Below are 9440 nucleotides of genomic sequence, written 5' to 3'. Positions count from 1 at the left end.
GCCCATGGACTGGGGAAAGATGACCTAGGAGGTCAAAGTGAACCCTGGACAGACGGTCTTCCCTTACGTGATTGTGACCACGAAGGAAGAATACATCCCAGTTGCCGAGAAGCATGCCTATCGTGGAGTAGCGGTTGGGTGCGGAGCTATTACCTTCCTTTCCGAATCTGACTTTTCGACAATTTACGATGAGCTCAAGGCCATTGGTTCTGGGTACGCGCTGATTCTTGCCGACAACCTGAACTATTTCGGAGATGGAAACTTCGATCGAGTGTTCGGCAACATCAGGTAACCTTGAAGCTACCCCCAGTGAAGAGCAGCTTGCCGTTGATCACCTCAATCTTGCCGCCCTCACCCAGGCTATATGGGCCGCTGAGCAGGTGCTCAGCGCGCCCATCTTGAACGTCCACCTCAATTGGGTCCCGGTCAGGCGGATTGTTCAAACGTGGACGCCAGGCAATCGCTGGCTTGTACGGATCGGCCTCGGACTTATCCCACGCAAAACTGAGCGCCTTAGGACCTGAGGTCAATCGAGCGGTCAGGCCTGGCTTTCCCGTATAACTTCGGCGGTAGCCGTTCTGGCCCTGGCATTTGCCACTGATCGTGATGCGGTCAACCTCCTGGTCACCATCCATGATGGCGATCACCGCCTCGCCGCCGCTCACATCGCTTCCGCTCATCGTGAACAGGTCCCAGATCGTCAGCACGTAGCGCTGCTGCATATTCCACTCCTGCGGCCTGGCCGCGTCAGTCGTTGCTGTTCTGCTCCGCCCAGTTGGTGCGGAATTCTTCATCCAGGGCAAACACCACGGCCTCGAGCTCGTCACGATCGATGGCGGTCGGGTATCGGGCCAGGTGCTCGCTGACCATGCCTGCGGTGATAGGCGCCGGCGCGGCCATCATGCCGACGTACTGCCGGGACCGGCTGATCGCGTTGTACGCGTCGAGCAGATGGTCAGTGACCGGGTCAATCTCCGGGGCCGGCGGCACCTTGGCTACGTTGTTCAGGCGCTCACGTTTCCAGCGCTTTTTCTCGTTATCTTCGCCCGCCCAGTCGCGGCCCCATCGGTAGACGGCGAGAGCTTTCCCACCGACTCCTTGATGCGCTCCTCGACGCGGTTGGCGATGTCGACGCCGGTGCGCAGAGCAAGGAAGTAGACGCTGGGCATCTGCTCGATCAGGGCCTTGCCCAGTTCCGGGGTGTAAGCCGCCGGCTCACCCGGGCGCTCGGCCACGTCGACGCCCTCCCAGCCCTTGATCAGGTGGTGCGCCACCAGGTCCATGTAGAGCTCGTCGTCCACCTCGATCTCGACCTGAGGGATCTGCGCGACGCTGAACTGCTTGGTGCCGACGCCGGCCTGGGAGTCGATCGCCGCCAGGTGCCGGTTGATCAGCGCGCGGTGCGATCGGTACACGGGGTCGGCGGCTGAACCGACCAGGATCTTGGCGCCTGGGGCGAACTCCACCCAGCGCTGGCCGTGGAGGTCCAGCTCGGGCTTGCGAGCAATGGTGAATCCCATGGTCTTCCTCTGCGGTAAAAGGCCCGACACGCACCGCAGGGCGTGCCGGGCAATGGTTATGCCGTGACGCTGATCGCCGCGGTGCCTTTCTTGGTGCCATCCACGGTGCTGGTGGCGGTGATGGTCGCGCTACCGACGGCCACACCGGTCACGACACCGGAGGCGCTGACGGTGGCCTTGCTCACATCGGAGCTGGACCAGGTGACGGTCTGTGTCGCGCCGACCGGTGCCACAGTGGCGGCCAGGTTGGTGGTAGCGGCCACTGCCACGCTGGCGGTCGACGGAGCCACGGTCACGCCGGTAGGCGCTGGCGGTGCCGGGCGCCGGGTGATGGTCGGCGACACGCGGCGAGCAGTGTAGGTCAGTTCGACCTGGATGATGTCGGTTGCGCCACCATCCGGCCAGGACCCGCTGATCTCCATCTCGGGGATCAGGAAGTCGTAGGCGCCGTCGGCATTGCCCAGAGTGAACTCGAAGCTGATCGCGTCGCCAGTCTGCTGCTTCTTCCACAGCTCATAGGCCGTCTTTGCCCAGCTCAGGGTGATACTGCCCGACGGGGTGAAGGTGGTCGGGATGATGTTGCCGGCGAATGGGTTGCCGTTGCCGATGCAGCGCTGGGTCTGGACGGCGTTGTCGAACTGCAGGTTGAAGGTGTCGACGCAGACGTTGTTGTCGCCAACCTGCACCCCGTTCAGCTTGAGACCGGAGACATCCTTGAATCCGTAGCGGCGCTGGAAGGCCTCGGCCACCGGCGTCAGGATGAAGTTGGTGTCGTCGTCCTTGTCCTGCCACCCGGTCGCGGCGAAGGTGGTGGTCACCTCGATCTCGCCGTCGTTCGGCACCTGGATGTTCATGGTGGCTACCTGGGCGCCGGTGGCCTTGCCGGCGATGCCGACGTCAGCGGCGTAGTAGCCCAGGCTGAAGCTGATGCGGTCGTTACCCATGGTCAGGACGTTGTTGTCCCAATCCTTGCCGAAGCAGGAGGCCATGAACTCGTCCAGCGCGCCGAAGCGCATCTTGGTACCGACATCGCCGGCCACGTCCACGGTGGTCTGGGCGGTGCCCTGCGACATGCGGTCTTCGCCGATCTCGTTGTTCTCGGCGGTGTTGTAGGTGGGCCCGACACCGAAGCTGGTCCGCGTCAGCACGTTCCAGGGGCCCGGCGGGGTGGTGCCTGGCGTGACTTCACGAATCCAGGCGGTTGCAACCTTGGCACCACTCGACATGGCGTGTTTCTCCTATCAATAGGCGTAAAAAAACCGCCATGTGGCGGGTTGGTTGTGGTGTGCTCAGCGGCGGTAGAGCAGGCCGCCCGGGCGGATCTCTTTACGCAGAACGTCGCGAACGACCTCCTCCATGGCCCGCTCCCGATCTTTCGATGCAACCTTCTCAAGCTTCATCCTGCCTGCCTCGGCCAAAGCTGCGGCGAGATCACTGTTTCCATCATCAATCGATCTGCGCAGATCGGTTGCCAGCTTTGAGCTGGAAATTTCCTCCGACAGGTAGCGGAGCACCGCATCAGGACCTTTTGCTCGCGCATTATCGAACTCGCTTACGCCGAGGCCAATGCCGGCGGCGATGTATGTCGCATGGTCGTAAACGGCATCAAGATCACCGAGGCGCACAGGACCACACGGACCTCCGTTCAGCTCGATAATGGCCTTACTGATCTTCCAGCCGGAAACCCCCGGCACGTAATCGGCGCTCTGCATTGTTTCTCCTGATCGGCCTCAGTAGGCCCGGTATGGAATGGACAGGTTGACCTGGTACCAGCCGTGGCCGTCATCGCCGATGGCGCTGGCAGAGGCCGCATAGCACTCGAATGGCCCGGTCGGGTCGCTGTAGAACTGGAAGTGCTGCACCAGCGTGTCCGCGGCCTTGGTGATGGCCAGCGTGCCGCTGTAGCTAGGCACAAACAGCTGGATAACCACGATGCCTGTCTGACGCACGCATGGGCCGATTCCGACCTCTGGCGCGCTGCTGAGACCAGGGATGTCCGACAGGCGGGCCCAGATACTGCGCCCAGCAGGATCGAAAGACTTAGGTGGGTTCGGGTAATCCACTGCATCAGCTGGGATCCCGGTCCATTGCGCCATGCGACCGATGACGATGGCGCGGATTTGTTCGAAGGTCATGAATAGGCCTGCGAGACGCCATTGAATGACACCGCATAGACGCCTCCAGGCGCCTGGGTCGAATGGCCGTCCTCTAGTTTCTCGGCGTAGGGCAGGTTCGTCTGGATGTAGATGACCGTGAAAGGCTCAAGACCCGAAAGCTGACGCTGCCCTTCCGCGATTGTTTCCGATCCAACCTTGTCGATCTTGGTCGTCTGGGTGTAGACGGGCGCCCCGATACTGACGATGTGACTACCCCTGAACCTGCCTCCCGAGTAGCCGGGTGGCGGTGGGCTCTTCCAGAGATCAGGGTTTCCCACAGGTGACCGCAGAACGATCTCCCCAAGCATCGCCATGGCTATCGCTCTGGATCGCTGTGTCAGCGCGTCCTCAACCACTCCGGCAAATGCGCTTGGTGGCGTGCTCCACCCTCTCCCCTTGGCCATGGTCACTTCCTCAGCTGTATTTCGTAATGGGCCTTGGCGGGGTCCACGCCCGGGCTGACGACGCGGTACGTAACCGGCTCGCCGGTGATCAGGTCGCTGGCGGTGATCTCGTGGCCTACCGCTGGCTTGTCCGTGACTTCGCTGGCCAGGCAGATCAGGAGCACATCACCCACCAGGATGTTGATGTTGTCGATCCGGCGGCTGTCGTAGCTGTCGAGCACGCCGCGCCCGGTGTAGGTCACCGGCTGGTCGGTGGTGGTCTCGGTCACTGGGTCCCATTCACCCGGCCCCATGTAAGAGCCGGTGAACGGGAATACAGCGTCGGCCAGGTCTTCGTCGAACGCAGCGGCCAGGTCAGCCTGCACTTCGTCTCGCAAGCCCATGGCTATCCCCTATCCACGGCAAAGGTGAACGGGTTGCATCGCCAGGGCGATACCAGGGCCAGGGCGAACTGCACGCCCTCAGGCTGCGCGCCTGCACTGCTGCGATCAAGCGTGGCATAGGTGCGGCTGGTCGATACCGACCCGGCCTTCACGCTCTTGGCCTCGAGCGATCCCTCGGTCTGCTGCTGGTACAGCTGGCCCGTGGACGCGACCAGAGCCAGCTGGGCCCCGGCCTGCTTCACCTCCTCCGGCACAGCATCCATGTCGATGCCACACAGGCGGAGCGAGGTGAGGTATGCGTTGGCCTGCGCTACCGCCATGGCCTTCTTGTCGCCTGGCGCCCAGGCCGCACCCAGGATGGTGTCGACGTCCGCGACGGTGATGTAGGTAGCCATCAGGCCTCCGCTTGAATGAGTGGGGCCGAAGCCCCGGTGTTACTTCGCGCTGGCCTTGCTGGCCTTGGCCGAGTCGGTCTTTTCGGCACCAGCACCATTGCCATGCGCGCCTTCGTTGTCCTGCTCGGTGCGCACGCTGCCCACGCCGCCGGTTTCGCCCACAGTCTGCGGGCCTACGGTGATCTGGCCGGCGCTGCCGCCAAAGCCCCAGCGGGCCTTGTTGTTCGGGTCGATGTGCTTGTCTTCTGCGAGTGCCATGGTGATCTCCTCGAAAGGGCTCTTTTACGAGCCCAGAGTGGAAGTGATGAACGCCAGTGGCACCTGCTTACGCGACCACTTGCGCTGCCAGTTGGTGGCCAGGGCCAGGTCGGACCAGTTCGCCGATACCGGGCGGGTGGTGCCTGGGGTGCCGGTGATGGTCGCCGAAAGGAACGAGTAGCCCAGCGGGTGCACAACGAAATTGCGACGGGTCCACAGGGTCTCAGCGCCACCACCGTTGCCGCGGGCCGGCTCACGGTCGTACTCCATGTCGTCCTCGTCCTGCTCCTCGGCGTAGCCGATGGCGCCCGGACCGAAGATGATCGACAGGTACTTCTGATTAGGCGCGGTGCCGATCACCGGAAGACCATCATCGATAACCACCAGCATGTTCTGGTAGCGGCCGAACTCGGGCACCTGGTCTGCGATCGGGGTGAAGTCGATCAAGTTGAGGATCGACATCTCGGCGTACACGGCCGAGTGCATGGCGATCACGCTGAGAGCCTTGGTGCCGTTCGGGGTGACGATCTGCGGGGTGTAGTCGCCCATGGTCGCCCGGGCGCGGATGACAGCAGCAGCGGTGATCGGGCCGCCGGCGTCCACCACCATGTCCCCGCCGTTGTCGGCCACGTTGTCGTTGTAGATGCCCACGACAGTGGCGATGGTGCGGCGCTGGGCCACGCGCTGCCAGTAGCTGGTCAGGCGGCTGGCCACGAACTCCAGCGGGTCTTGGTTGGTGATGTTCTTCACCAGGCTCATGGCTGCCCAACCTTCGTTGAGGTAGGCGGCGCGGGCCTGCATCTCGGCGCTGGTCACCGCCAGCGGCACGGCGATGTCGGTGTACACGTCGTTCGAGTAGTTCGACTCGATGGACGCGTCCAGATCGACCCACCATGGGATGGTGAAGGTGTTGGACGGACTGGCCAGCAGGCTGGACATGTCGCTGTTGTTGACCAGGATGCCCGACTGGAAGAACGCGGTCTTCTCGACGGTGTTGACGCGCATGTAATCGCGCAGCTCGTCGCGGAATACTACGTCGGAGAGGATGGTTGGCATTGCTGTTTTCCTTTACTTGGCCTGTGCAGCGGCCTTCCGGCGCGCGTGCTCGGCGGGGTCGTTACGGCGGAGCTCAACGCGCTCCATGCCGGTCATTTGGTCCCACGTTTTGGTGGCCCCGCCACCGCCGCCGCCAGCAGCCCCGCCGCCGTTGGCTTGAGAGCCGCGCACCAGGGAGGCGTAGCGCGGATCTTTCTGAAACTCTTTGCCGAGGTCTTCCAGCGTGGAGACCGTGAGGTTCCCGCTGGCATCGGTGACACGTACCTGGCCATCGACAATGCGAAGCCGGCGCTCGAGGAATTCGGCCAGGATTTCGGCGTTCGGGCCGTCAGCGATCAACGCCGCAACCTTGGAGGCTGCACCGGTCAGGTCGCGCTTCTCGATGCCGGCCTGCAGGTCTGCCAGCTTCTGGCGCTCGGTGGCCAGTGCCTGCTCGCTGCTGGTGTACAGCGACTCGTAGTCGCCGCGGGCCTTGGCTGCGTCCAGTTCTTTCTGGGACAGCTGCTCTTGGGCTTCGCGCGCCTTGCGCTTGGCTTCCTTCGCTTCGTCCAGCAGGGTCTGGTTCTGGCGCTTGAGCCCTTCCACGTCTTCGGTCTGGGGCAGTCCCTCGACCGCCAGGACGTAGTTTTCGCCCTGGGCCTTGTAGAAGGCCTGCATGGATGGCTCGAGCGCGTCGAATGCTGCTTTGTCGATCAGGTATTTCATGTCATCCCCCGGATGATTTGCCGTTGGCTCAGCCGCGGGCGTAAAAAAACCGGCTCATGGCCGGCTGTTCAAAGTCCTGCACGCTCGAAGGCGCGCGGTTCAAGCTGTCTCAGCTCGTCCAGCGTGATCTGGTGACCGCTGTCGTCCACGAACTTGTCCAGGGTCAGCTCGCCCTTGCTGAACAGCTTGTAGCGGGCCGGGCCCAGGACATCGATCTGGAACGCGGCAGGCTGGCGGGCGAGCCACTGCTGGTAGGTGGTCTTGCTCGATACCTGCTCAGCGCCATCCGCCCCCACTGCCGGCCTGACGGAGCCGGGAATCTCCCGCTCGAACTCAGGCTTGAGCACCGGTATCTCGGATGTCCGGCAGTTCCAGTGGAACGGCGGCGATGGCGCGCTGAATGGCACCACCGTGTTGTCGATCGAGCGGCAGAACGGCGATGTGCGCCCGTCCAGCGTGGCGATGCGTCGCTTGCCGGCCAGGATGTCCTCGTTGGCCTTGAACGTCTCAGCCCGAGCCGTGCTGGCCACATGGTTCGTCATGGTGCGCACCAGCGCCGATGCCTGATCCTGCTGCAACTGGTGCATACTGGTCAGGCGCCGGGTGATCTGCTGGCTGGTCTCGCCCAGGGCAGAGCCGATCTGGATCTCTCCCACGATCTGCGCGGACTTCGCCGTACCGAACTGGTCCAGCGCGCCTGCAATGCTGATGCGCTGCACCCCGGCCCGGGCCTCAAGCTGCATTGGCTCCGCCAGCGCGGCAGCGGCAACAAGGTCGGCGGCCGGCACCTGCGTCTGGACAACGGCGGTGACCACCTGCCCAAGCATGCGGGCGCTGAACGAGGCCTCGTAGCCAGCGAACTCGCCCAGGTCCAGCATGGACTGGCCTTTCATGTCGCTGTAGATGCCCTGCAGGTCGCGCTGCAGCGCGTCGATCTCGCTGGTGTACCTGCGCGTGCCATAGGCGCTCAGCCCGCCGCGTACGGCAGCCTTGGCCGTGTTGATGGCCTTGGTGATGAACTTGGCCACCCGCTTCAGGTTGCCGGCGGCGTACCGCTGGACATAGACCTGGTGGCGGGTAGCCGCATCAGCCAGATAGCCTTCACTGCTCATCGTCTTCACCTGGCGGCGGCTCGTTGCCCGTATCGCTGCCGGTCACTGGCGGCTGGGCCTCTATGTCATCGTCGATGTCGTCGTCCGTGCGGTCCGACTCGATGGTGCCGGCCTGGCGGAGATTGGTACGGAGGTCACGCTTGGCGATGATGCCCTGCTGCCACAGCTGGACCTGAGCCAGGATCATCTGGGCATCCATGGCCTCGTCGAAGAACTCCTGATTGAGCCAGAACACCGTCCCGGTCATGTCAGGCTGGCCGATCATGAAGCGCTCGGCGTCCAGAATGGCCAGTTTCAGAGCCTCGGACACGTTGCCGGCGATGGTGCCCAGCACGCTGTTGTCCGAGCTGTAGCGGATGCGCACGGCCTCTGCTGTCTCGGCACCGCCGCCCTTCTGGACGATGCGGGCGCCGATCATCAGCATCTGGTCCTGCTTGTCGCGCATCAGCTCCAGGGCAAGCTGGGTTTCCTTGGCCTGCAGCATTGTCGCGCTGCCGGTGTTGCCGAGCATGATCCCGCGCCGCGAACCGATATGCACACCGCTCGGGTTGAACTTGGCGAAGTCCTCGGCGGTGATACTGCTGGTCATGAACAGCGTTGGCTGCGAGCTGATGAACCCGGCCTCCTCTACCGTGGCGCTGTTGCCGTAGTGCAGGATGTTCACGTCGGCGATGTCTTCCAGCGGACCCTTGTCGACCGCGGCGTCGTTGTTCTCGGCGCCGTAGAAGTGGAACGGGATGTGATCGAACTGCTTGCCGGCCTGGTCGGTGGGGATGCTCTCCTCGCCGTCCGGGATGTCATCGCGGTACAGGCGCTGCTTGTAGACGCCATCCTCCAGCACCAGAGCGCGGTACTGGTCGACGATCTCGAACTCGAAGCCGTCGTCGCTCTCCTTGCTGAGCTGCTCATGCAGCACCACCAGCACCAGGTGCTTGCGGCCTTCAATGACCTTCTCGCGCCAGTTGATGATGCTCAGGGCCGGGTAGTGGTGAATCCAAGCCTGCTTACCGGCTGATTCGGCAGCGGTGCGTGGCCGCCCGCTTTCGCCTTCCAGCTTGGGGTAGTCGGTGAGGAACCCACCGCGCCCAGTGTCCAGGCACTCGCCAACCGCCTCTTTGGACAGCTGCTCCAGGCTCGCACCGTCGCCGCTGGCGTTCTCCAGCAGGTACTGCACGCCAGATGGCAGCTCAACCTCAGCCGTCTTGCGGAACACGGCCCCGAGCAGGCCAGTGCGGGTGCGACCGGTCACGTTGAGGAACATGGCCCGCTTCTTCAGCTGGCGGTACCGCTCCAGATTCTCCTCCGACTGATTCGTCGGGTCTGGCATCGGCAGGTATTCGTCGTACTTCCTGACCTCCCGGGCGCCGGCCACGCATCGCTTGACCAGGCGCCAGCTCGGCAGAGCGTCGTTGTACTCCTGCCGGGTTGCGCTGTAATTCGGCATGCTGGCC

The 9440-nt window shown here is 63.5% G+C and carries 15 protein-coding genes; 1 reads left to right on the top strand and 14 read right to left on the bottom strand.

Going from position 1 to position 9440, the window contains the following annotated elements; translation table 11 throughout:
- Positions 1-37 precede the first annotated feature (37 nt).
- Positions 38-292, top strand: a complete 255-nt coding sequence (locus OH705_RS26125; protein ID WP_088851887.1) for a hypothetical protein — start codon at positions 38-40, stop codon at positions 290-292.
- Here the strand turns inward: OH705_RS26125 and OH705_RS26120 are convergent.
- The 14 genes from OH705_RS26120 to OH705_RS26055 all read right to left on the bottom strand — a co-directional run bounded on the left by OH705_RS26120 (position 285) and on the right by OH705_RS26055 (position 9433).
- Positions 285-722, bottom strand: coding sequence for a hypothetical protein (locus OH705_RS26120; RefSeq protein WP_267303331.1), 438 nt, complete (start codon positions 720-722; stop codon positions 285-287). The two genes, OH705_RS26125 and OH705_RS26120, sit on opposite strands and share 8 nt — an antisense overlap.
- A 25-nt stretch (positions 723-747) precedes the next feature.
- Positions 748-990, bottom strand: a complete 243-nt coding sequence (locus OH705_RS26115) for a hypothetical protein (protein ID WP_267303330.1) — start codon at positions 988-990, stop codon at positions 748-750.
- A 14-nt stretch (positions 991-1004) separates the two neighbouring features.
- Positions 1005-1520: a hypothetical protein gene (locus OH705_RS26110; protein WP_267303329.1), complete on the bottom strand. Its 516-nt coding sequence runs from the start codon at positions 1518-1520 to the stop codon at positions 1005-1007.
- A gap of 56 nt (positions 1521-1576) precedes the next feature.
- Complete coding sequence (locus OH705_RS26105) at positions 1577-2746, bottom strand: phage tail tube protein (protein WP_267303328.1); 1170 nt, start codon at positions 2744-2746, stop codon at positions 1577-1579.
- A gap of 63 nt (positions 2747-2809) precedes the next feature.
- Positions 2810-3232, bottom strand: coding sequence for a hypothetical protein (locus OH705_RS26100; protein ID WP_267303327.1), 423 nt, complete (start codon positions 3230-3232; stop codon positions 2810-2812).
- An 18-nt stretch (positions 3233-3250) separates the two neighbouring features.
- The gene (locus OH705_RS26095; protein ID WP_267303326.1) at positions 3251-3655 is read right to left on the bottom strand and encodes a phage tail terminator-like protein; all 405 of its coding nucleotides are present in this window, start codon (positions 3653-3655) and stop codon (positions 3251-3253) included.
- Positions 3652-4080: a hypothetical protein gene (locus OH705_RS26090; RefSeq protein WP_061203083.1), complete on the bottom strand. Its 429-nt coding sequence runs from the start codon at positions 4078-4080 to the stop codon at positions 3652-3654. Before OH705_RS26090 ends, OH705_RS26095 begins: the two co-directional genes overlap by 4 nt.
- A gap of 2 nt (positions 4081-4082) precedes the next feature.
- On the bottom strand, positions 4083-4463 hold the full coding sequence (locus OH705_RS26085) for a glutamate 5-kinase (RefSeq protein ID WP_267303325.1): 381 nt from the start codon (positions 4461-4463) through the stop codon (positions 4083-4085).
- A 2-nt stretch (positions 4464-4465) separates the two neighbouring features.
- Positions 4466-4858 carry a protein singed gene (locus tag OH705_RS26080; protein ID WP_267303324.1) on the bottom strand — a complete coding sequence of 131 codons (393 nt, stop codon included), beginning with the start codon at positions 4856-4858 and terminating at the stop codon, positions 4466-4468.
- Between the two features lie 39 nt (positions 4859-4897).
- Positions 4898-5116 (bottom strand): hypothetical protein, encoded by a 219-nt coding sequence (locus OH705_RS26075; RefSeq protein ID WP_267303323.1) that lies wholly within the window; start codon positions 5114-5116, stop codon positions 4898-4900.
- Positions 5117-5140: 24 nt separating this feature from the next.
- Positions 5141-6172, bottom strand: coding sequence for a hypothetical protein (locus OH705_RS26070; protein WP_267303322.1), 1032 nt, complete (start codon positions 6170-6172; stop codon positions 5141-5143).
- 12 nt (positions 6173-6184) lie between these two features.
- Positions 6185-6877, bottom strand: coding sequence for a hypothetical protein (locus OH705_RS26065; protein WP_267303321.1), 693 nt, complete (start codon positions 6875-6877; stop codon positions 6185-6187).
- A gap of 68 nt (positions 6878-6945) precedes the next feature.
- A complete protein-coding gene (locus OH705_RS26060) occupies positions 6946-7989 on the bottom strand; it encodes a phage minor head protein (protein ID WP_267303320.1) in 1044 nt (347 codons plus the stop codon).
- Complete coding sequence (locus tag OH705_RS26055; protein WP_267303319.1) at positions 7979-9433, bottom strand: DUF4055 domain-containing protein; 1455 nt, start codon at positions 9431-9433, stop codon at positions 7979-7981. The genes OH705_RS26060 and OH705_RS26055 overlap by 11 nt, the downstream gene beginning before the upstream one ends.
- Between the last annotated feature and the right edge of the window lie 7 nt (positions 9434-9440).

This window comes from Pseudomonas sp. BJa3 (genome assembly GCF_026343815.1).
Classification (GTDB): domain Bacteria; phylum Pseudomonadota; class Gammaproteobacteria; order Pseudomonadales; family Pseudomonadaceae; genus Aquipseudomonas; species Aquipseudomonas soli.
This window is presented reverse-complemented; position numbering and strand designations above follow the sequence as displayed.